Annotated in this window: 13 protein-coding genes and 3 rRNA genes; 2 read left to right on the top strand and 14 right to left on the bottom strand. The window is 68.8% G+C overall.

Annotated elements, in window-relative coordinates:
• Positions 1-37 precede the first annotated feature (37 nt).
• The 4 genes from rrf to J8M50_RS07875 all read right to left on the bottom strand — a co-directional run bounded on the left by rrf (position 38) and on the right by J8M50_RS07875 (position 6,751).
• Positions 38-154, bottom strand: a 5S ribosomal RNA gene (gene rrf / locus J8M50_RS07890).
• 86 nt (positions 155-240) lie between these two features.
• Positions 241-3,364: ribosomal RNA gene (locus tag J8M50_RS07885) — 23S ribosomal RNA — on the bottom strand.
• Between the two features lie 281 nt (positions 3,365-3,645).
• Positions 3,646-5,171: ribosomal RNA gene (locus J8M50_RS07880) — 16S ribosomal RNA — on the bottom strand.
• The 16S, 23S and 5S rRNA genes sit together here, the layout of an rRNA operon.
• 575 nt (positions 5,172-5,746) lie before the next feature.
• Positions 5,747-6,751 (bottom strand): stage II sporulation protein M, encoded by a 1,005-nt coding sequence (locus J8M50_RS07875; protein WP_010352405.1) that lies wholly within the window; start codon positions 6,749-6,751, stop codon positions 5,747-5,749.
• A gap of 129 nt (positions 6,752-6,880) precedes the next feature.
• Between J8M50_RS07875 and J8M50_RS07870 the strand changes: the two genes are divergently transcribed.
• Positions 6,881-7,807 carry an RDD family protein gene (locus tag J8M50_RS07870; protein WP_010352404.1) on the top strand — a complete coding sequence of 309 codons (927 nt, stop codon included), beginning with the start codon at positions 6,881-6,883 and terminating at the stop codon, positions 7,805-7,807.
• 4 nt (positions 7,808-7,811) lie between these two features.
• On the opposite strand, the gene J8M50_RS07865 is transcribed toward J8M50_RS07870, so the two are convergent.
• From J8M50_RS07865 to J8M50_RS07835, 7 genes are all read right to left on the bottom strand, one after another.
• Positions 7,812-8,426: a hypothetical protein gene (locus J8M50_RS07865; protein WP_010352403.1), complete on the bottom strand. Its 615-nt coding sequence runs from the start codon at positions 8,424-8,426 to the stop codon at positions 7,812-7,814.
• A gap of 148 nt (positions 8,427-8,574) precedes the next feature.
• Positions 8,575-10,017, bottom strand: a complete 1,443-nt coding sequence (gene ahcY, locus J8M50_RS07860; protein ID WP_010352402.1) for an adenosylhomocysteinase — start codon at positions 10,015-10,017, stop codon at positions 8,575-8,577.
• Positions 10,018-10,518: 501 nt separating this feature from the next.
• On the bottom strand, positions 10,519-11,499 hold the full coding sequence (locus tag J8M50_RS07855) for a cation diffusion facilitator family transporter (RefSeq protein WP_010352401.1): 981 nt from the start codon (positions 11,497-11,499) through the stop codon (positions 10,519-10,521).
• A gap of 122 nt (positions 11,500-11,621) precedes the next feature.
• Positions 11,622-12,773 carry a mannose-6-phosphate isomerase, class I gene (manA, locus tag J8M50_RS07850; RefSeq protein ID WP_010352400.1) on the bottom strand — a complete coding sequence of 384 codons (1,152 nt, stop codon included), beginning with the start codon at positions 12,771-12,773 and terminating at the stop codon, positions 11,622-11,624.
• A gap of 45 nt (positions 12,774-12,818) precedes the next feature.
• Positions 12,819-13,949 carry an SIS domain-containing protein gene (locus tag J8M50_RS07845; protein ID WP_010352399.1) on the bottom strand — a complete coding sequence of 377 codons (1,131 nt, stop codon included), beginning with the start codon at positions 13,947-13,949 and terminating at the stop codon, positions 12,819-12,821.
• Positions 13,950-14,092: 143 nt separating this feature from the next.
• Positions 14,093-14,266 (bottom strand): Trm112 family protein, encoded by a 174-nt coding sequence (locus J8M50_RS07840; protein WP_010352398.1) that lies wholly within the window; start codon positions 14,264-14,266, stop codon positions 14,093-14,095.
• Between the two features lie 57 nt (positions 14,267-14,323).
• The gene (locus tag J8M50_RS07835; RefSeq protein WP_010352397.1) at positions 14,324-14,743 is read right to left on the bottom strand and encodes a DUF3499 domain-containing protein; all 420 of its coding nucleotides are present in this window, start codon (positions 14,741-14,743) and stop codon (positions 14,324-14,326) included.
• Positions 14,744-15,005: 262 nt separating this feature from the next.
• On the opposite strand from J8M50_RS07835, the gene J8M50_RS07830 reads away from it, so the two are divergent.
• Positions 15,006-15,455 (top strand): metallopeptidase family protein, encoded by a 450-nt coding sequence (locus tag J8M50_RS07830; RefSeq protein ID WP_075693182.1) that lies wholly within the window; start codon positions 15,006-15,008, stop codon positions 15,453-15,455.
• Between the two features lie 4 nt (positions 15,456-15,459).
• Here J8M50_RS07830 and J8M50_RS07825 read toward each other — a convergent pair whose 3' ends face one another.
• From J8M50_RS07825 to J8M50_RS07815, 3 genes are all read right to left on the bottom strand, one after another.
• Positions 15,460-16,260 (bottom strand): HAD-IIB family hydrolase, encoded by an 801-nt coding sequence (locus tag J8M50_RS07825; protein ID WP_010352395.1) that lies wholly within the window; start codon positions 16,258-16,260, stop codon positions 15,460-15,462.
• Between the two features lie 151 nt (positions 16,261-16,411).
• Positions 16,412-17,896 carry a DUF5719 family protein gene (locus tag J8M50_RS07820; protein WP_010352394.1) on the bottom strand — a complete coding sequence of 495 codons (1,485 nt, stop codon included), beginning with the start codon at positions 17,894-17,896 and terminating at the stop codon, positions 16,412-16,414.
• Positions 17,893-21,501, bottom strand: a complete 3,609-nt coding sequence (locus tag J8M50_RS07815; protein ID WP_078480638.1) for a glycosyltransferase family 2 protein — start codon at positions 21,499-21,501, stop codon at positions 17,893-17,895. Before J8M50_RS07815 ends, J8M50_RS07820 begins: the two co-directional genes overlap by 4 nt.
• Positions 21,502-21,641 lie beyond the last annotated feature (140 nt).

Below are 21,641 nucleotides of genomic sequence, written 5' to 3'. Positions count from 1 at the left end.
AAACCCCGCACCGAAGTGCGGGGTTTCTCCAAAGATTGTTCGGCGGCGTCCTACTCTCCCACAGGGTCCCCCCTGCAGTACCATCGGCGCTGTAAGGCTTAGCTTCCGGGTTCGGAATGTAACCGGGCGTTTCCCTCACGCTATAACCACCGAAACACTATGAAACACATCAACCGCACCGTATATGGCCATACGGGGTTGTTCGTGGTTTCAGAACCAACACAGTGGACGCGAGCAACTGAGGACAAGCCCTCGGCCTATTAGTACCAGTCACCTCCACACCTTACGGTGCTTCCAGATCTGGCCTATCAACCCAGTCGTCTACTGGGAGCCTTACCCTCTCAAGGAGGTGGGAACACTCATCTCGAAGCAGGCTTCCCGCTTAGATGCTTTCAGCGGTTATCCCTCCCGAACGTAGCCAACCAGCCATGCCCTTGGCAGAACAACTGGCACACCAGAGGTTCGTCCGTCCCGGTCCTCTCGTACTAGGGACAGCCCTTCTCAATGTTCCTGCGCGCGCAGCGGATAGGGACCGAACTGTCTCACGACGTTCTAAACCCAGCTCGCGTACCGCTTTAATGGGCGAACAGCCCAACCCTTGGGACCGACTCCAGCCCCAGGATGCGACGAGCCGACATCGAGGTGCCAAACCATCCCGTCGATATGGACTCTTGGGGAAGATCAGCCTGTTATCCCCGGGGTACCTTTTATCCGTTGAGCGACGGCGCTTCCACAAGCCACCGCCGGATCACTAGTCCCGACTTTCGTCCCTGCTCGACCCGTCGGTCTCACAGTCAAGCTCCCTTGTGCACTTACACTCAACACCTGATTACCAACCAGGCTGAGGGAACCTTTGGGCGCCTCCGTTACTCTTTAGGAGGCAACCGCCCCAGTTAAACTACCCATCAGACACTGTCCCTGATCCGGATCACGGACCCAGGTTAGACATCCAGCACGACCAGACTGGTATTTCAACGACGACTCCACAACCACTGGCGTGGCCGCTTCAAAGTCTCCCAGCTATCCTACACAAGCCGAACCGAACACCAATATCAAACTGTAGTAAAGGTCCCGGGGTCTTTCCGTCCTGCTGCGCGAAACGAGCATCTTTACTCGTAGTGCAATTTCACCGGGCCTATGGTTGAGACAGTCGAGAAGTCGTTACGCCATTCGTGCAGGTCGGAACTTACCCGACAAGGAATTTCGCTACCTTAGGATGGTTATAGTTACCACCGCCGTTTACTGGCGCTTAAGTTCTCAGCTTCGCCACACCGAAATGTGACTAACCGGTCCCCTTAACGTTCCAGCACCGGGCAGGCGTCAGTCCGTATACATCGCCTTACGGCTTCGCACGGACCTGTGTTTTTAGTAAACAGTCGCTTCTCGCTGGTCTCTGCGGCCACCCCCAGCTCAAGGAGCAAGTCCTCTCACCAGTGATGGCCCCCCTTCTCCCGAAGTTACGGGGGCATTTTGCCGAGTTCCTTAACCATAGTTCACCCGAACGCCTCGGTATTCTCTACCTGACCACCTGAGTCGGTTTAGGGTACGGGCCGCCATGAAACTCGCTAGAGGCTTTTCTCGACAGCATAGGATCATCCACTTCACCACAATCGGCTCGGCATCAGGTCTCAGCCTTGATGAGCGGCGGATTTGCCTACCACTCGGCCTACACCCTTACCCCGGGACTACCATCGCCCGGGCTGGACTACCTTCCTGCGTCACCCCATCACTCACCTACTACCAGATCGGTTCAGCGGCTCCACCACTTTCCTTTCCCCGAAGGGTCCGGAACGGCTTCACGGCCTTAGCATCACTGGATTCAATGTTTGACGCTTCACAGCGGGTACCGGAATATCAACCGGTTATCCATCGACTACGCCTGTCGGCCTCGCCTTAGGTCCCGACTTACCCTGGGCAGATCAGCTTGACCCAGGAACCCTTAGTCAATCGGCGCACACGTTTCCCACGTGTGAATCGCTACTCATGCCTGCATTCTCACTCGTGAACCGTCCACCACTGCCTTCCGGCGCAGCTTCACCCGGCACACGACGCTCCCCTACCCATCACAGCAGGCGTTGGCCCTATATGCTGCAATGACACGACTTCGGCGGTACGCTTGAGCCCCGCTACATTGTCGGCGCGGAATCACTAGACCAGTGAGCTATTACGCACTCTTTCAAGGGTGGCTGCTTCTAAGCCAACCTCCTGGTTGTCTCTGCGACTCCACATCCTTTCCCACTTAGCGTACGCTTAGGGGCCTTAGTCGATGCTCTGGGCTGTTTCCCTCTCGACCATGGAGCTTATCCCCCACAGTCTCACTGCCGCGCTCTCACTTACCGGCATTCGGAGTTTGGCTAAGGTCAGTAACCCGGTAGGGCCCATCGCCTATCCAGTGCTCTACCTCCGGCAAGAAACACACGACGCTGCACCTAAATGCATTTCGGGGAGAACCAGCTATCACGGAGTTTGATTGGCCTTTCACCCCTAACCACAGGTCATCCCCCAGGTTTTCAACCCTGGTGGGTTCGGTCCTCCACGAAGTCTTACCTCCGCTTCAACCTGCCCATGGCTAGATCACTCCGCTTCGGGTCTTGAGCGTGCTACTGAATCGCCCTGTTCGGACTCGCTTTCGCTACGGCTACCCCACCCGGGTTAACCTCGCAACACACCGCAAACTCGCAGGCTCATTCTTCAAAAGGCACGCAGTCACGACGCACCGAGTAAACTCGATGCGCGACGCTCCCACGGCTTGTAGGCACACGGTTTCAGGTACTATTTCACTCCGCTCCCGCGGTACTTTTCACCATTCCCTCACGGTACTATCCGCTATCGGTCACCAGGGAATATTTAGGCTTAGCGGGTGGTCCCGCCAGATTCACACGGGATTTCTCGGGCCCCGTGCTACTTGGGTGTCTCTCAAACGAGCCGTTGACGTTTCGACTACGGGGGTCTTACCCTCTACGCCGGACCTTTCGCATGTCCTTCGCCTACATCAACGGTTTCTGACTCGCCTCACAGCCGGCAGACTGTGAAAGAGAGATCCCACAACCCCCACGACGCAACCCCTGCCGGGTCTCACACGTCGTAGGTTTGGCCTCATCCGGTTTCGCTCGCCACTACTCCCGGAATCACGGTTGTTTTCTCTTCCTGAGGGTACTGAGATGTTTCACTTCCCCTCGTTCCCTCCACATACCCTATGTGTTCAGGTATGGGTGACAGCCCATGACGACTGCCGGGTTTCCCCATTCGGAAACCCCCGGATCAAAGCCTGGTTGACGGCTCCCCGGGGACTATCGTGGCCTCCCACGTCCTTCATCGGTTCCTGGTGCCAAGGCATCCACCGTGCGCCCTTAAAAACTTGGCCACAGATGCTCGCGTCCACTGTGCAGTTCTCAAACAACGACCAACCACCCATCACCCCCGGCCTTGGCCGAAGTTCACTGGGGTCGGCATCATGAGGGGGTTCATTCCCTCAGACACCCAACAGCGTGCCCGACCAGACCCTCGTCCGGAGATCATGCTTTCCACGCCCTTGCGGACAGTACCTGCAATGCCTCCGACCCAGAACCTGGCCGAATAATCAACGTTCCACCCATGAGCTGACCGTGCAGAACATCTGCCTGCAATCGGTACTGTGCTCCTTAGAAAGGAGGTGATCCAGCCGCACCTTCCGGTACGGCTACCTTGTTACGACTTCGTCCCAATCGCCAGTCCCACCTTCGACAGCTCCCTCCCACAAGGGGTTGGGCCACCGGCTTCGGGTGTTACCGACTTTCGTGACGTGACGGGCGGTGTGTACAAGGCCCGGGAACGTATTCACCGCAGCAATGCTGATCTGCGATTACTAGCAACTCCGACTTCATGGGGTCGAGTTGCAGACCCCAATCCGAACTGAGACAGGCTTTTTGAGATTCGCTCCACCTCACGGTTTCGCAGCTCTTTGTACCTGCCATTGTAGCACGTGTGCAGCCCAAGACATAAGGGGCATGATGACTTGACGTCGTCCCCACCTTCCTCCGAGTTGACCCCGGCGGTCTCCTGTGAGTCCCCGTCACCCCGAAGGGCACGCTGGCAACACAGGACAAGGGTTGCGCTCGTTGCGGGACTTAACCCAACATCTCACGACACGAGCTGACGACAGCCATGCACCACCTGTACACCGACCACAAGGGGGCGACCATCTCTGGCCGTTTCCGGTGTATGTCAAGCCTTGGTAAGGTTCTTCGCGTTGCGTCGAATTAAGCCACATGCTCCGCTGCTTGTGCGGGCCCCCGTCAATTCCTTTGAGTTTTAGCCTTGCGGCCGTACTCCCCAGGCGGGGAACTTAATGCGTTAGCTGCGGCACCGACGACGTGGAATGTCGCCAACACCTAGTTCCCACCGTTTACGGCGTGGACTACCAGGGTATCTAATCCTGTTCGCTCCCCACGCTTTCGCTCCTCAGCGTCAGTATCGGCCCAGAGATCCGCCTTCGCCACCGGTGTTCCTCCTGATATCTGCGCATTTCACCGCTACACCAGGAATTCCGATCTCCCCTACCGAACTCTAGCCTGCCCGTATCGAATGCAGACCCGGGGTTAAGCCCCGGGCTTTCACATCCGACGCGACAAGCCGCCTACGAGCTCTTTACGCCCAATAATTCCGGACAACGCTTGCGCCCTACGTATTACCGCGGCTGCTGGCACGTAGTTAGCCGGCGCTTCTTCTGCAGGTACCGTCACTTTCGCTTCTTCCCTGCTGAAAGAGGTTTACAACCCGAAGGCCGTCATCCCTCACGCGGCGTCGCTGCATCAGGCTTCCGCCCATTGTGCAATATTCCCCACTGCTGCCTCCCGTAGGAGTCTGGGCCGTGTCTCAGTCCCAGTGTGGCCGGTCGCCCTCTCAGGCCGGCTACCCGTCGTCGCCTTGGTGAGCCATTACCTCACCAACAAGCTGATAGGCCGCGGGCTCATCCTTCACCGCCGGAGCTTTCGACCCCCGCCCATGCAGGCAGGAGTGATATCCGGTATTAGACCCCGTTTCCAGGGCTTGTCCCAGAGTGAAGGGCAGATTGCCCACGTGTTACTCACCCGTTCGCCACTAATCCACCCCGAAGGGCTTCATCGTTCGACTTGCATGTGTTAAGCACGCCGCCAGCGTTCGTCCTGAGCCAGGATCAAACTCTCCGTGAATGTTTACCGGTAATCCGGTGCACAACACAGAAGAGCGGAACGATCGGAGGAATGATCCGACCGTTCACAGCGTCCTCGCTGTGTTTGTTTCAAAGGAACCTCATCCTCGGCCATCGGCCGGGGACGGGGTATCAACTAATCTGGCGTTGATTTTTGGCACGCTGTTGAGTTCTCAAGGAACGGACGCTTCCTTCGTACTCACCCTCTCGGGCTTTCCTCCGGGCTTTTCCCTTCGGTCTTGCGTTTCCGACTCTATCAGATCTTTTTCCGATCCGATTTCCTCGGTGCTTTCCAGGTTCTCGCTCTCCGCTTTCGCTTCGGGCGTTTCCCTTTCGGCGTTTCCGACTTTATCAGAAGTTCCGGGCCGGTCTGACCGGCCGTTCTTTTCCGAATTCATCGGGAAGTGCCTCTGATTGGAATCGAAGTTCCGGGAGGCGTTGTAGATACTAACTCACTGCCGACCGGATCAGATCCAGTTCTAGGCAACTGTTCGAATCTACCGCCCTACAGGACCCGTGTCAACGGTTCTTGCGGGGCGAAGAGGAGACTAACAGCTCGGCAACCCTGTTTGCACATCAGGCGGCCGTAGGCACACGGGCGCTGCGCTCGGCGGCCTCCACGTCACCCGTCTCCCCGGCTCGAACTGCACGTCCGCCGAGGACCCAGACGTACACGAGGAAGGCCGCCTCGGCGGCGATGCCGATGGTGATGCGGGCCCAGGTCGGCAGGCCGGACGGGGTGACGAAGCCTTCGATCGCGCCGGAGACGAAGAGGACCAGGGCCAAGCCGATCGCCATGCCGACGGCGGCGCGGCCTTCCTCCGCGAGGGCCGTGCGGCGGGTGCGTGGGCCGGGGTCGATGATGGTCCAGCCGAGGCGCAGGCCCGTGCCCGCGGCGACGAAGACGGCGGTCAGTTCGAGGAGGCCGTGCGGGAGGACGAGGCCGAGGAAGGTGTCGAGGCGGCCGGCGGAGGACATGAGGCCGACGCCGACGCCCAGGTTGAGCATGTTCTGGAAGAGGATCCAGAGGACCGGCAGTCCCAGGAAGATGCCCAGGACCAGGCACATCGCGGCGGCCTGGGCGTTGTTCGTCCACACCTGGGCGGCGAAGGAGGCCGCCGGGTGGCTGGAGTAGTAGGTCTCGTACTCGCCGCCGGGGCGGGTGAGTTCGCGCAGTTGGCTGGGGGCGGCGATGCTCGACCGCACCTCCGGGTGGGTGCCGATCCACCAGCCGAGGAGGGCTCCCACGGCCGTCGACAGGAGTGCCGTCGGGACCCACCAGTGGCGCGCGCGGTAGACGACGGCCGGGAACCCCTGGGTGAGGAAGCGGGTGACGTCCCTCCAGGAGGCGCGGCGGGTGCCTGTCACGGTACTGCGCGCGCGGGCGACGAGTTGGCTGAGCCGTCCGGTGAGTTGCGGGTCGGGGGCGCTCGACTGGATCAGGGAGAGGTGGGTGGCCGTGCGCTGGTAGAGGGCGACGAGTTCGTCGGCCTCTGTCCCGGTGAGGCGGCGCCGGCTGAGGAGGGCGTCGAGGCGGTCCCACTCCGCGCGGTGGGCGGAGACGAAGACGTCGAGGTCCATCGGTGTGCGTGCTCCTCGGCTGTTCGTCGGCGACCGGTCGGTGCGGTCGGCTTGTCGTACTGGGGCGCGAAGTACCTTCAGCTTGGCAGACTTGCTGTTCACCGGGCAGACCAGGGAAGGGGCGCGAGCGTGAGCGAGCTGGTGACGGGCGAGGCCGTCGCGTTGGAGCTACGGCCCGCGAGGCTGCCCAGCAGGGCGCTGGCCGTCCTCCTGGACCTCGTCGTGGCCTTTGTGCTCTACATCGTCGTGTCCGTCGTCCTGATCGCGACCACGGCCTCCCTGGACGAGGCCGCGCAGACGGCGCTGTCGATCGCGTCGTTCCTGCTGGTGCTGGTGGGGGTGCCGATCGCGGTCGAGACGCTGAGCCATGGGCGGTCGCTGGGGAAGCTGGCGTTCGGGCTGCGGGTGGTGCGGGACGACGGGGGGCCGATCCGGTTCCGGCACGCGCTCGTGCGCGGGGCGATCGGGGTGGTCGAGATTCTCGGGACGGGTGGGACGGTGGCCGTCATCGCCTCGCTGGTGTCCGCGCGCGGGCGGCGGCTCGGGGACGTGTTCGCGGGGACCCTGGTGGTGCGGGAACGGATACCCGTCGCGGGGGGCGGCTTCCTCGCGCCTCCCCCGCCCGCGCTGGCGGGCCGTTTCGCCGAGCTGGACCTGTCCGCCGTACCCGACGCGCTGTGGCTGGCGATACGGCAGTACCTCGGGCGCGCGCACCAGTTGGACCCCCGGGTCGGCTGGGAGATGGCGGAGCGCCTCGCGAACGATCTGGTCGCGCGTACGGGCGCGCCCGCGCCAGAGGGGATGACGCCGGGGGCGTACCTGGCGGCGGTGGCGCAGGAACGCCAGGCGCGGGAGGCGCGGCGGGCGTTCCCGGGGGGTGCGGCGGGTTCGCCGTACGACGTGTACGGGGGTGCTGGAGGGGTTTCTTACGGGGGGCAGGCGCCTCGGGCGTACCAGGAGCCGCGTGGGGCTCAGCCGGCTCAGCTGCCGCAGGTGTCTCAGGAACCGCAGGCGTCCGGTGAGCGGCCGTCGACCGGGTTCGTGCCGCCTGCCTGACGGTTCAGGTGAACGTCGACGGGGGTGAGGCGAGGTCCTCCAGTTCGATGCCGGGGGCCGCTAGGACGACGTCGCCGGCGATGTGGACGGTGTGGCGTTCGCCGGTGTCCAGGGCTGTGACCTGGTACTCGTCCACGGTCAGGGGGGCGTTGTCAGTGGCGTGTGCTTCGCTGTTCACCAAGGCCCAGGACTGGTCGGTCGTGCGGGGGGCGAGGACCGGGTCGGTGAAGGAGACGAGGCGGACGCGGGTCGCGGAAGGGGAGGGCGTGAGGCGCAGGAGGCGGGCGGTGGCGACGAGGAAGGCCGGGGAGGTGCCGGTGAAGGCGTGGGCGGGGACGTTGCCTTCAGTGGCCTCGGCGCCGGTGGGGTCGGTGCGGACCCAGGTGACGCCGTCCAGGGCGGCGGCGCGTACCTGCCAGCCGGCCGCGTGGAGTTCGAGGCGGATGGGGCGGCCGAGGTCGTCGAGGGCGAGGTCGACGGAGCCGCTGTGGTCGCCGGCGGGGGTGGTCCGCTGGGCGACGTACCGCCAGCCGGAGGGGCCGGGGGCGCACTGGAAGTGCTCCTCGCCGAGGGGGGTGTGGTCGTGCGGGTCGTGGAGCGAGTAGCGGCCTCGGGGCATGGGGGTCCTGGGTCGTGACGGAGCTGGTCGGGTCGTCGGGGGGCGGTCCCGGCCGGACGAAAGGGGCAGGCCCCCGGCACGGGGGTGCGGGGGCCTGCCTCTGAAGTACCGCCGGTTCGGCGCGGGTCGGGGACCCGGTGCCGCCGGATCAGTAGCGGTAGTGGTCCGGCTTGTACGGGCCGTCGACCTCTACGCCGATGTACGAGGCCTGCTCGGCGCGCAGGGTCGTCAGCTTGACGCCGAGGGCGTCGAGGTGGAGGCGGGCGACCTTCTCGTCGAGGTGCTTGGGCAGCGTGTAGACGCCGACCGGGTACTGCTCCTGCTTGGCGAACAGCTCGATCTGGGCCAGGGTCTGGTCCGCGAAGGAGTTGGACATCACGAAGGACGGGTGGCCGGTGGCGTTGCCGAGGTTCAGCAGGCGGCCCTCGGAGAGGACGATGAGGACCTTGCCGTCCTCGAAGGTCCAGGTGTGGACCTGCGGCTTGACCTCGTCCTTGACGATGCCGGGGATCTTCGCGAGGCCGGCCATGTCGATCTCGTTGTCGAAGTGGCCGATGTTCCCGACGATGGCCTGGTGCTTCATCTTGGCCATGTCGGCGGCCATGATGATGTCCTTGTTGCCGGTCGTGGTGATGAAGATGTCGGCCTTGTCGACGACCTCGTCGAGGGTCGTGACCTGGTAGCCGTCCATCGCGGCCTGGAGCGCGCAGATGGGGTCGATCTCGGTGACGATGACGCGGGCGCCCTGGCCGCGCAGGGACTCGGCACAGCCCTTGCCGACGTCGCCGTAGCCGCAGACGACGGCGGTCTTGCCGCCGATGAGGACGTCGGTGGCGCGGTTGATGCCGTCGATCAGGGAGTGGCGGCAGCCGTACTTGTTGTCGAACTTCGACTTGGTGACGGCGTCGTTGACGTTGATCGCCGGGAAGAGGAGGACGCCGTCGCGCTGCATCTCGTACAGGCGGTGGACGCCGGTGGTGGTCTCCTCGGTGACGCCGCGGATCTCCGAGGCGAGCTGGGTCCACTTCTGGGAGCCGTCGGAGATCGTGCGGTGCAGGAGTTCGAGGATGACGCGGTGCTCGTCGGACTCGGCGGTGTCGACGGAGGGGACCTTGCCGTCCTTCTCGTACTCGACGCCCTTGTGCACGAGGAGGGTGGCGTCACCGCCGTCGTCGAGGATCATGTTCGGGCCGCCGGTGGGGCTGTCCGACCAGGTCAGCGCCTGCTCGGTGCACCACCAGTACTCCTCCAGCGTCTCGCCCTTCCAGGCGAAGACGGGGACGCCCTGGGGGTTGTCGACCGTGCCGTTCGGGCCGACGGCGATGGCCGCGGCGGCGTGGTCCTGGGTGGAGAAGATGTTGCAGGAGGCCCAGCGGACGCGGGCGCCGAGGGCGACGAGCGTCTCGATCAGGACGGCGGTCTGCACGGTCATGTGCAGGGAGCCGGTGACGCGGGCGCCGGCGAGGGGCTGGGACTCGGCGTACTCCTTGCGGATCGCCATCAGGCCCGGCATCTCGTGCTCGGCGAGGGTGATCTCCTTGCGGCCGAAGACGGCCAGGGAGAGGTCGGCGACCTTGAAGTCCTGGGTCATGGAACTGCTGCTCCTCGATGTCGGGTCGAGAGGTGGACACGGCTGGTCTGCGCGGCGGCGGACACAGGGGTGCACCCGCGGGACACGTGGTCCTGCGGGGGCACGGGCGAGCGAGCCCGCGTACGCGTAGCGCAGTCCGTCGGAGGCCCTCTCTCCCTCGGCCGGTCCGCTGGGGACCGCCCGACCGCCATCAGCAGCGACGTCTGACTCCGCCCCAAGCTACACCGGCCACCCGGGACGGCCCAGCCCGCGTCCGGCAGGTTCGAGCCGCTCTCGAGGGGCGCACGGGGGCGGAGGTGGGGGCGGGTTCGCGGCTTCACCTGGGGTGTTGCGGGCGGGGGCGGGCTGTTGCGGTGTGCCGGAAAAGGTCGTACTACGGCGGAGGCGAGACCGGGCACAGGTCCACACGTCGGGCCGAGCGGAGGGCGGCAGCGCCCCTCGGGCCGGGCCCGCCGCTCTGTCCGCCCCGCGAACCCGCCGGGCTTCCGGGTGCGAGCCCTGTCAGTGGTCCGCCGGTGTGAGCGTCGGGCCTCCGGGAGCCGCCTCCGGGTCCGGGCCCTTGGCTGCCTCCTTCTCGCTGTAGATGTCCGGCTCCAGGTAGATGACGCGGGCGATCGGGACGGCCTCGCGGATGCGGGACTCGGCGGCGTTGATGGCTGTCGCGACCTCGGTGGCGGTGTCGTCGTGCTGGACGGCGATCTTGGCGGCGACGAGGAGTTCCTCGGGGCCGAGGTGGAGGGTGCGCATGTGGATGACGCTGGTCACCGTGTCGCCGTCGACGATCGCGGCCTCGATCTTCTTGACCTCGTCCAGGCCCGCGGACTCGCCGAGGAGCAGGGACTTGGTCTCGGCGGCGAGGACGAGGGCGATGAGGACGAGGAGGATGCCGATGCAGAGCGTGCCGATGCCGTCCCAGACGCCGTCGCCCGTGGCGAGCGCGAGGCCGACGCCGCCGAGGGCGAGGACCAGGCCGACGAGGGCGCCGAGGTCCTCCAGGAGGACGACGGGCAGCTCGGGCGCCTTGGCGCGGCGGACGAACTCCGTCCAGGAGAGCCCGCCGCGCAGTTCGTTGGACTCCTTGATGGCCGTCCGGAAGGAGAAGCCCTCGGCGATGATCGCGAACACGAGGACGCCCACCGGCCAGTACCAGTGCTCCAGTTCGTGCGGGTGCCTGATCTTCTCGTAGCCCTCGTAGATCGCGAACATGCCGCCGACGGAGAAGAGCACGATGGAGACGAGGAAGGCGTAGATGTACCGCTCACGGCCGTACCCGAAGGGGTGCTGCGGGGTCGCCTCGCGCTGTGCCTTCTTGCCGCCGACGAGGAGCAGCGCCTGGTTCCCGGAGTCGGCGAGGGAGTGCACGCCTTCGGCGAGCATGGACGAGGAGCCGCTGAAGGCGAACGCCACGAACTTCGATACCGCGATCGCGAGGTTGGCGCCGAGTGCCGCCACGATCGCCTTGGTGCCGCCTGACGCGCTCATCTGCTCGTCCGATCCCTTCGTCTCCGTACAGCGCTTTGCCGGACCTTTGCCGGTGGGCCATTTCTACAGCATCCCGGAGCCGTGGTGCGGAAGTTGTCCACAGGCCCGGTGTGACGATCGGATCAGACGACGACCGTCGCCCTGAACAGCGTTCCCACGCCGCTCACCTCGGCCTTTTCGCCGGCCGCGACGAACACGGACTGCCCCGGCGCGAGGTCGTGCTCCCCGGCGCGGACCGTTCCGGCCGTGCAGAGCAGGATCTGCGGGGCCCCCAGGGTGAGGTCGTGGACGGACGTGCCCTCGGGCAGGACGTACCGGGAGAGGCGGAACTCGTCGATCGGGGTGTCGTAGACCTCCTCGCCGTCCGGGGACGCCTCGGGGCGCAGGACGCCGGGGCCGGTCGCCTCGAAGCGGACGACGCGCAGGAGTTCGGGGACGTCGACGTGCTTGGGGGTGAGGCCGCAGCGCAGGACGTTGTCCGAGTTGGCCATGATCTCGACGCCCAGGCCGCTGAGGTACGCGTGCGGGATGCCCGCGCCGAGGAACAGGGCCTCGCCGGGCTGGAGCCGTACGTGGTTGAGGAGCATCGCGGCGATGACGCCGGGGTCGCCGGGGTAGTGGCGGGCGATCTCCGCGTACGGCGTGTAGGCGCCGCCCAGGTGCTCGCAGGCGGCGGTCGCCTCGGTGACCGTGCGGGCCATCTCCGCGCGGTCGGCACTCAGGACGGCCGTGAGGACCTCGCGCAGGGCCGCGTCCTCGGGGTGCGCGCGCAGGAGGTCGGCGTACGGCTTGAGGGAGTCGACGCCGAGGCCCTCCAGGAGGGCGGCGGACTCCTCGGGGGCGCGGAAGCCGCACAGGCCGTCGAACTCGGTGAGCGCGCAGATGAGTTCGGGCTTGTGGTTGGCGTCCTTGTAGTTGCGGTGCGGGGCGTCGACAGGGACGCCGAGTCGCTCCTCTTCGTCGTAACCCTCCTGCGCCTGCTGGAGGTTCGGGTGCACCTGGAGGGAGAGAGGGCCGCCCGCCGCGAGGAGTTTGAGGAGGAACGGCAGGCGGGGGCCGAACTTGGTGACGGCCGCCTCGCCGAGTTCCTCGCGCGGGTGCGCGCCGATGACCTCGACGAGGGTCCCGCGCGCGGTGCGCGAGGGGGCGCCGGGGTGGGCGCCCATCCACATCTCCGCCTGGGGTTCGCCGGTCGGCTCCACGCCGAGGAGGTGCGGGATCGCGGTGGTGGAGCCCCAGGCGTAGGGGCGGACGGTGTTGTCGAGGCGGTCCATACGGTTCTCTCTTGCGTGAGGTTCAGGCGGGGGCCGGGAACAGGATCAGGCCCCGGAGGCGAGCGAGAGGTAAACGGCGGCGAAATCCGTGATGGCGATCAGCTCGGCCAGGGTCTCCAGCTCGGTGCCCTCTTCCGGATCGAGTTCGCTGATCGGCGTGTCGTGGCCGAGGGCCAGGTCACGGGCTGCGGGGGCGGCGCTGAGGCCGCCGCTGGGGCGGTCCCGCAGGAGCACCACGCGCGCGTGCAGCGCGGGCGGGTCGTCGACGCGGTCGCGAAAGAAATCATCCGGATCGGCGCCGGCCGCCAGCGGGCCCGCGAGGAGGGTGCTGTGGGAGAGGAGGGCCTCCGGGAGTTCCGCGACCAGGGCGGGGCGGCCGGCGAGTTCGGCCAGGGCAGCGGCGAAACGGCGGCCCGCCGGGCCCGCGGAGACGCCCTCCGTCCAGATCACCGGGAGCGCGTCCGCGAGTTCGCCCGCGAGGGTCTTCGCCGGGTTGCTGTACGTCGCGACCGCCGGGCCGCAGCGTTCCGCGACGTGGTCCAGGCGGTCGGCGATCTGCTCCAGGGTCTCCGGCGGGGCCGTGATCAGGCCGATGCGGTCCAGGAGGGCCAGGAGAGGCGTCAGGAGCGCCCACAGGACGCCGGGGGCCGACGCCGTGAGCGGCCTCGCCTCCGCGTCGTACGGGGCCGTCGCCAGGGGCAGGAACAGGCTGTGCGAGGCGCCTGCCGCCTCCGCGAGGGGGGTGCGGGCGGGGGCGACCGCGACGACCGTGCAGCCGCGCCGGTACGCCTGCTCCGCGAGGAGCGCCAGGCCCGGTTCCGTGCCGTCCGGGGTCGCGATCAGGAGGAGGTCCACCGAGCCCGCCCAGCCCGGGAGGTCCCAGCGGAGGGCTCCGGCGGCGGAGGCCACGCCGGTGGGGGCGAGGCGGGTGACCGGGCAGGACGCGCCCGCGAGGGTGGCGAGGAGGTCGGCCACGCAGGTCGCCGCGGCGCCCGGGCCGGCGATCAGGATGCCTCGGGGGCGGCCGTCCGGTTTCAGTTCCTGTACGCCGGCTTCTGTCGCGAGCCTCGTTGCTGTGCGGACTCGTGCGCCGGCCTCTGCCGCGCCGCGCAGGAGGGCTCGGCGGTCGGCCTCGGCGAGGGCCTCCGGCGTGTCGAGGAGTGATTCGTCGAGCATGGCGGGGTCTCCGATCGCCGGGGTTGTCCATGCGTGCGGGTGGGTTCGGGCCGGGGGTGCGGTGGGGGCGGGGCGGTCCGTCGTCCCCTTGTGTCGTGATCGTCGTCCCGCGCGGGAGCGTGATCGCGACACCCCCTCCCCGGTTACTCCGGCTTCCGTGCCTCGTCCACCAGCAGGACCGGGATGCCGTCGCGGACCGGGTACGCCAGGCCGCAGTCCGGGCTCGTGCAGACCAGGTCGGTGTCCTGTTCCGACAGAGGCGCGTGGCAGGACGGGCAGGCGAGGATGTCCAGGAGGCCGGGGTCGACGAGGGGCATGGGGTGTCCTTCACAGGTCAGGCGGCGTAGAAAGGCCAGCCTATCGCCGGAGGACTGTCAGGGTTCCGGCGAGCGCAGGACGCGGAGGTGGCCCCGGCGGGCGACCTCCATGGGGTCGGCGGCGCGGCCCGAGGCGCCTCCCGCGGCGCGTTCCTGGGGGCGCGCGGCTTCGCGGACCGCGTTGGCGAGGGCTTCGAGGTCGTCACCGCTGGGGCGCGCGGGCGCGGACGCGTCGAGGAGGCGTACGACTTCCCAGCCGCGCGGGGCGGTGAGGCGCTCGGAGTGCTCGGCGCACAGGTCGTAGCAGTGGGGTTCGGCGTAGGTCGCGAGCGGTCCGAGGACGGCCGTCGAGTCGGCGTAGACGTACGTCAGCGTCGCGACGGCGGGTCGGCCGCAGGCGGTGCGCGAACAGCGACGTACAGGGCTCACGACGTTGGACGGTACCGCACTCTTGAGCGGGCCGCGACGACTCTCCACCAGGTCACTCCACCGTGTCGTGCTGTGAAACCCCCCACAGACACCTCCTGTCATACCCCGCTGACCTGCGTGAACACCAGTTTTCGGCCGGTGGTCGAGGAAGCGAACCGGTCAACAGCCGGTACAAAGCACAGCAATTGCCATGAGATCGGCGGTCTCGGAGAGATGCCGAATCGAGCCCAACCTTGGCCGGAATGGTCATCCTGCGACATGACGGTGGGCGCGGTACGGCGGCCTGAGCGGGGACTACGCTTCAGTAGTGATGGAGAGCTCCGTACCGCCCCGTGCCGCAGGCCCCGGGCCCCGCCGCCGCGACCGCCACGGTCGGGGCATGCGCGGCCCGATCGCGCCGCCCCAGGTGCCGCTCGCCGCGAGCCGGGCCGAGATGTTCGCCGACCTCGTGCAGGACTCGGTGGAGCGGCTGGAGCGGCGCTGGCCGCAGCTCGCGGACGTCGACTTCATGGTCCTGGAGGTCCCCCGGCTCGACGGCCCCGGCGGTCCCTGGAACGACGAGGCGGTCCCGCTCGGCGGCATCGTCCCCGCGGCCGGCGACCGCCAGGCGCGGGTCGTCGTCTACCGGCGTCCGGTGGAGATCCGTACGAAGGGCCGCGACGAGCGTGCGGCCCTGGTCCACGAGATCGTCGTCGAACAGGTGGCGGAGCTGCTGGGGTTGACGCCGGAGACGGTGGACCCCCGGTACGGCGAGGACTGAGCCGTCACCGTACGCCGAGCGGCGCCAGCAGCGCGGGGGCCGGGCGGTCGAGGTCGTCGCCCAGGATCGTGCCGATGACGTCGACGGTCTGCTCCCAGCCGGTGACGGCGACACAGGGGACGCCCATCGCGCGTACGGGGTAGTCGTTGCCGCCCTCGTCGAGGCGGTCGCCGACGAACAGGACGTCCTCCTTGACGAGGCCGAGGTGGTCGAGGAGGCGCTGCATGCCGTACGCCTTGTCGATGCCCTTCTTGGTGACGTCGATGGACGTCGAGCCGCCGCTGCGGACCTCCAGGCCGGGGAGGCGTTCGGAGGCGTACTCCCACAGGGCGCGGCGGCGGGCGCCGGTCGGGTCCCAGGCGGCCTTCTCCTGGTGCGGGGCCTGCTGGCCGAGCGCGGAGAAGGTGATCTGGCTGTCGCGGTCCTCGATGATGTCGCCCCAGGTGTTCTCGGCCCACAGGCCGAGGGACTTGGCGCCTTCGGTGAGGACGCGCACGATGAGCGCCTTCTCGTCCTCGGTCAGGTTCTCGGCGTACACGTTGCGCCACTGACCCGACTCCCAGCGCAGGTAGCGCGTGCCGCAGGTCGGCATCAGGTGGAGGCGCTCGGCGAGTTCCGGGGTGAGCGGCAGTTCGTCCAGGACCTGGGTGCGGAACTGCTCGTACCGGCCGCCGGAGATGATGCAGACGGGCTTCTCGGCGAGCAGCCGGGTCAGGCACCGCGCCATCGTCGGCGTGATCTTCGCCTTGGAGAGGGCGAGCGTGTCGTCCAGGTCGAACACCACGATGCGAGTCGACGGTACCAATGCGGTTCCTTTTCCTTGTGCTCTCGTCGGCCGGAGGCCGGGCACCCCCCGGGGGCACGGAGCCCTCATCCTCTGTAAATCTGAACAATGCGTCAAGACAGGTCAGACACACCCTTCAGGGGTGATCAACACCCGAATCGCCGCGCAGAGTTCAGCCCCCGTTCAGGATCGACAGGTCCTGCGTGCTGTCCGGGACGGCGACCGTGCCCCGGTCGTCGGGGAGGGTCTGCGTGGTGAAGCCGGGGGCGTCCTCGTCGGTGGAGACCAGCGTGCGGGAGGCGTACACGGGCCCGCCGGAGAGGGTCTCGACGGTCAGCGCGTACGTCCCCTTCAGCCCGGCGGGCACGGGCAGGGCGACGTCCTGGGTGGTGCCCGCCTTGACGGTGTACGTCTTCGAGGCGGCCGTCCCCGCGTCGGTGCCGGCGGACGCGGTGACCTTGACCTGGGCGGTCGCCGTGGGTGCGGTGACCGACAAGGTGGTGCCCTTGGCGGTGTTGCCGAGGACGGACGCGCGCGTGCCGACGGGCGCGGTGGCCGGGATGAACGAGGTCTCCTGGCTGTTGCCCTTGCCCCGGGTGATGCGGACCGCCGCGACGAACGGCGTGGAGACGTCGCCCGGGGACAGGACCAGCGAACCGGGCTCCCCGCGCGTGATGTCGCCGAGGTCGACGGAGGTGGTGCTGCCCGCCTTGATGTGGAGGGTCTCGTGGCCGGCCGGGGTGATGAGGCCGTTGGCTGAGGCGAGCTGGATCTTCAGGTCGGCGTCGGTGTCGTCGGAGGTGAAGGCGACCAGGCGCACGGCGGTGGCGTCCTTGGGGATGCCGGGGATGACCAGGGTGCTCGCCGGGTCCGTGGAGGCCGTCAGCCAGTCGCCGCCGAGCTTGTCGTCGAGGGCCTGGACGGCGGCGCCGACGCGCCCGCTGCGGACGTTCACGTGGACGGTGACGTCGTCGAGCTTGTCGGTGCTGAGGGTGGACAGCAGGATCGGCTCGCTGGAGTGCGCGGGGACGGTGATGCCGTCGCCCACGGAGGAGTCGAGGGCGCCCTCGGGGCCGTACAGCTCGACGTCGACGACGGCCGCCGAGTCGTCCGGGTTGGTGAGGTGGAGGTAGTCGGTGCGGTCGGCCGCCGTGCTCGCGCCGGGGAACCAGAACTCGGTGTCGGGGGCGCCGCAGGCGAGGCCGAGCAGGCCCCGGCCGGTGCCGGCGGCGACGCCGGTGGTGGCCTGGAGGGTCCAGCCGGGCGCGTACCTGCCCTCGGCGGTGCCGGCCAGCGCGGGCGCGCTGCCGCCGCTGACGTCGCCGGTGACGGGCTTGCCGGGGGCGCCGGGGGTGACGGCGGACTTCCCGGCGGGCTTCGTCTTCCCGCCCTGCGCGCTCTCCGCGACCCCGGTGAGCGTCGCCCTGCCCTTGTCGCCGGTGCCCTCGGTGACCGGCGTGAAGGACGTGTACCGGGTGTCGGCGAGGTCGGAGGTGCTGGGCGCCGGGCAGACCAGGCCGGTGCGCTCGACGGGCAGCCGGGAGGCCGCCCCGGGCGTGGCGGCGCCGGCCTGCGCCGGTTCCTGGACGACGGCGAAGGCGGTGACGGCGGCGAGCGCGGCCGTCCCGGCGATCAGGGACACGGTGGTGCGGTTCACTGCTGGCTCCCGTCGGGGCGCTGGTACGGCTGCGCCGGGTCGTAGCCCTGCTGGTACGAGGGGTCGTAGGGCTGCTGGTCGCCGTAGCCCTGCTGGTCGTACGGCGGCTGCTGCGGCTGCTGGGGCTGTCCGTCGTAGCCGTACGGGTCGTACTGGCCCGCCTGGTACGGGTCGTACTGGGCGCCGTTCTGGTCGTAGCCGCCGGGCTGGTACGGGTACTGCTGCCCGGCGCCCGCGTACTCGGCGGCGTCCCACTCGCCGTAGGGCTGCTGCTGCGGGACGGCGGCCGGGAAGTCCTCGGCGGGGTGCTCGGCCGGTGCGGCGGTCTCCTCGGCCTCCGCGCGGTCGCGCAGGCGGCGGGCGCGGCGGCCCTCGCCGGCGGCCTGGGCGGGGATGAGCTGTTCCTCGGCCTCGGGGAGATCGTCGTCGACGTCGCGGCGGCGGCCGGGTAGGGCGAGGACGACGAGCACGAGGGCGAGGGCGCCCTGGGTCCACAGCCACAGGGTGTGGGTGAAGGGGTCCTCGTAGGTGACGTCGAGTGTCCCGCCCGTGGACGGGAGTTCGAAGCCCTGCGCCCAGCCGTCGACGGTGACGGCCTTGAGGGGCTTGCCGTCGAGGGTGGCGGACCAGCCGTCGGCGACGGCGTCGGCGAGGCGCAGGACGCGGTCCTCCTTGCCGTCCTGGACCTTGGTGTGGATCTCGACGGGCCCGGCGCCGACCGCGACGGGTGTGCCGGAGCCGTCCGCGGCGACGATCGACGCGCGCGAGACCTCGCGGCCCACGCGCCACAGGGCGCTGCCGTTCTGCTGGCTGAGGCGGCTGAGTCCGGGCGTGGCGTCCAGGACGCGGGCGACCTCGCGCGGGGCGCCCTTGTGGACGAGGACGTAGCGCACCGCGAACTTGCCGAGCTCGCTGGTCTGGTCGGCGCCGGAGCCCGCGACCAGGTTGGCGACGACCTTGTCGAGCTGCTTGTTCTCGCCGTCGGCCGAGGCGGTCTCGGCGTCCCCCATGCGCGTGCCGGAACCCCGGACCAGCATGTACGAGACGTGGGCGGCGGAGTCGCTGTCCAGGACCAGCGTGCGGGCCTGGTCGCGGGTGCCGGCCTCCTCGGCGACGAACGCGGGCACCTGGACGGGGTCGCGGCGCTCCAGGGGGCCGTCGGCGCCCCGGATCATCCAGCCGGCGGCGATGAGCAGCGGGCCCGCGGCGGCGGCGAAGGCGATGAGCGCGGCGACCGGCTGGCGCCAGCCGAAGCTCTGCTCGGCGACGCGGGAGCGGGCGCCGTCGGCGCCGATCATCGCGGCGCACAGCAGGGCGAGGCCGTAGACGAGGGTGGCGGGGCCCGCCCACGCGTCGCCGTTGGACAGGACGGCGAAGACCAGGCCGACCAGGGCGACCGCCCAGGCCGCCCACACGCCGGTGTGCCGCTCGGAGCGCAGCAGGGCGGCGAGCGCGGCGAGGACGACGCCGGCGAGCATCAGGCCGCTGACCGTGCCGGGGCCGCCGGGGCTCGCGCCGAGCAGGTCGAGGGCGGTCGCGGCGGAGGCGCCGAAGTCGAGGCCGGCCTCCTGGAAGAAGCCGGTCGGCAGGAGGGACAGCGACCAGGGGGCCAGGATCAGCAGGGGGGTGCCGAGCTGGGCGAGGAAGCGCGGCCCGTAGGCGACGAGTTCGGTGCGGCGCACGGCGAGGACGGCGAGGCCGAGGACCAGCGCGATGGGCCACACGATCGGCGTGAACGCGGTGGTGATCGTCAGCAGCAGCGCGTACGCCCAGGTGGCCCGCCAGCTGCCGCGCGCGCCCGAGGAGTGCGCGAGGCCGCTGGCGGCGATGCCCGCGCGGGCGATCAGCGGGAGCAGGATCGCGAGGACGGCGGTGCCGAGGCGGCCTCCCGCGAGCGCGCCGGTGACGGCGGGCAGGAAGGCGTAGACGACGGCCGCCCACGCGCGCAGGAGGCGTGAGGTGACCAGCGGCCGGGAGGCGAAGTAGGCGGTGAACCCGGCGAGCGGGACCGAGCAGACCAGCAGGAGCGTGACGGCGAGGCCGGTCGAGCCGAACAGGGCGGCGGCGAGCGCGGCGACGATCGCCAGGTAGGGCGGCGCGGCGGGGGTGCCGCCCGCGCCGACGGGGTGCCAGGCGTCGGTGTAGCGGTTCCACAGCTCGGAGGCGTCACCGGGGGCGGGCAGCAGGGCGCCGCCCGCGAGCGCGCCGGTGCCGAGCAGGGCGCGGCAGGCGGCGAGGGAGATCAGCAGCAGGGCGACGAAGAGCACCGGGCCGGGTTTGCGGGCGATGCGCTTGAGGCGGGCGAACTGCTCGATCTCCAGGAAGTCCGCGTCGTCCCCGCCGGGTCCCGACTCGATGCCGCCGCCGTGCCGCCCGGGGGCGGTGTCGGCTTCGGAGGAGTCCAGGAAGCTCCCGGCGGCCTGTTCGACGGTGGCCCGCAGGGTCGCGCCGGGCGGCGGGAACAGGGCGCGCAGTTCGCCCTTGTCGATGACGGGCTTCCCGCGCGCGCGGCGGCCGGCGATGATCCGCTCGGGCCGCAGCAGGGTGCCGAACAGGCCCCGGATCTCGTCGACTGCCTGTCCGGGGACCTTGCCCACGAGGTAGGCGAACGTCCTGAGGACCGTCCCGATGACGATCCGGAAGAGCACCCAGGGCAGCGCCGCCGTACGGCTGTTGACGAGGAGGGTGTGGACGGCGCCGGCCTTGTCGACCTTGTGCGGAGAGGCGGTGGTGCGGCCCGCGCAGTCGACGGTGCGGCGCTCGCGGGAGGCTGCCTCGGCGTGCCGGACGACGGCCTCGGGGGCGACCAGGACGCGGTGGCCCAGGGAGGTCGCGCGCCAGCACAGGTCGACGTCGTCGCGCATGAGGGGCAGGCGGCGGTCGAAGCCGCCGAGGTCCTCGAAGACGTCCCTGCGCACGAGCATCCCGGCGGTGGAGACGGCGAGGACCGGGCGGACGTGGTCGTGCTGGCCCTGGTCCTGTTCGCGGCGGTCCAGGCCCGTCCAGCGGCGGCCGGAGGGGGCGATGGTGACGCCGACTTCGAGGAGCTGGCGTTTGTCGTACCAGCCGCGGAGTTTGGGGCCGACGACCGCCACGTCGTCGCGGCCCAGCTCCAGTTCGTTGTCCACGACGCGGAGCAGCTCGGCGAGCGCGTCGGGTTCGGGGGCGCTGTCGTCGTGCAGCAGCCACAGCCACTGGACCGGTTCGCCGTACGGGAGTTCGGGCATGTCGTACGCGTCGTCGCGCCAGGTGCGCGTGACGGGGTCCCAGCCGCTCGGGCGCTTGAGGTAGGGCAGTTCCTCCGGGGTGAGGACCGGTGCGGTGCGGGTGGCCTCCTCGACGGCCTGGCCGAAGCCGGTGCGCCGGGCGAGGTGCAGCACGCGGCCTTCGCCGAGGGCCTCGGTGAGCAACTGGGCGGAGTCGTCCGCGCTGCCGGTGTCGGCGGCCACGACGGACTGGACCGGGCGCTCCTGGCCGAGCAGTCCGGCGAGCGCGTCGGGCAGCCAGCGGGCGCCGTCGTGGGCGACGAGGACCGCGGTCACCACGTGACGCGGGAACTCTGGCGTGGCAGCGTCGCGGGCTGCCGTATGGCTGTGCACGGACATCGAGGTACGGGCCCCGGTTCGATGGACTGCGGTGAACGCCCCTGCCTCATGAGGACGGTGGGGTGTCTCGGACGAGCGACCACACTATCGGCTGGGCAAGACCACGGCCCGCCGCCTGTGGATAACCCACCGGCGACGGG

Source organism: Streptomyces acidiscabies, from assembly GCF_020010905.1.
Taxonomy (GTDB): domain Bacteria; phylum Actinomycetota; class Actinomycetes; order Streptomycetales; family Streptomycetaceae; genus Streptomyces; species Streptomyces acidiscabies.
Note: the sequence above shows the minus strand (reverse complement) of the source record. Positions and strands in the feature narration are given on the sequence as shown.